This is a genomic window from Myxococcus sp. CA039A (assembly GCF_013336645.1).
Lineage (GTDB): Bacteria > Myxococcota > Myxococcia > Myxococcales > Myxococcaceae > Myxococcus > Myxococcus llanfairpwllgwyngyllgogerychwyrndrobwllllantysiliogogogochensis.
The window spans coordinates 1-899 of record NZ_JABUMQ010000712.1 but is presented as its reverse complement, the minus strand read 5'-3'; the positions used below and the strand labels follow the sequence as shown (position 1 = coordinate 899).

Below are 899 nucleotides of genomic sequence, written 5' to 3'. Positions count from 1 at the left end.
GGCGCCCCATTTTTCGCGGACGCCCAGGTCTCTACTGTTCCTCTTGTCAGCAACGCACACCGCGGCAGACGCGGTGAAACCAAGAGGGAGTACGCCATGAGCGCCACCGTCCAGAAGACCCAGACCCAGCCCGACACCATCGTCCTCGTCCACGGCATGTGGATGACGCCCCGTAGCTGGCAGGGCTGGATTGACCGCTTCACGAAGGCCGGCTACCGCGTCATCGCCCCGTCGTGGCCCGGCCTGGAGGTCGGCGTGGAGGCGCTCCAGAAGGACCCGACGCCGCTGGAGAATCTGCGCGTGAAGCAGATTGTCGACCACTACGAGCGCATCATCCGCGCGCTGCCCACCCCGCCCATCCTCATGGGCCACTCGTACGGCGGCGCCTTCGTGCAGATGCTGTTGGACAGGGGCGTGGGCGCCGCGGGCGTCGCCATCCACTCCGCGCCGGTGAAGGGCGTCTACACGCTGCCGTTCACCACCATCAAGTCGACTGCGTCCACGCTGCTCAACCCCGCCAATGTGAACCGCCCCGCGCCGATGACGCCCGAGCAGTTCCACTACGCCTTCACCAACACGCTGACGCAGGAGGAGTCGGACGAGGTGTACCGCACGCAGTACGTGCCGGGCTCGGGCCGCGCGCTGTTCCAGGGCGCCCTCGCCAACCTGACGCCGCACTCCGAAGTCACCGTGAATCTGAAGAACGACGAGCGCGCGCCGCTGCTGTTCCTCTCGGGTGACTCGGACATCATCCTCCCGGCGAAAATCCAGCGGGAGAACGTGAAGCGCTACGCGAAGTCGAAGGCGGTGACGGAGTACGTGGAGCTCAAGGGCCGCTCGCACTACACCGTGGCGCAGCCGGGCTGGGAGGCCGTCGCGGACCTCGCCCTCAACTGGGC

1 protein-coding gene is annotated in these 899 nt (G+C 67.2%); it reads left to right on the top strand.

Annotated features, from left to right (window positions below; all coding sequences use genetic code 11):
* Window positions 1–96 precede the first annotated feature (96 nt).
* Window positions 97–899, top strand: an 803-nt coding sequence (locus HR086_RS47190; protein WP_174468944.1) for an alpha/beta hydrolase, incomplete at its 3' end; no start/stop codon positions are given.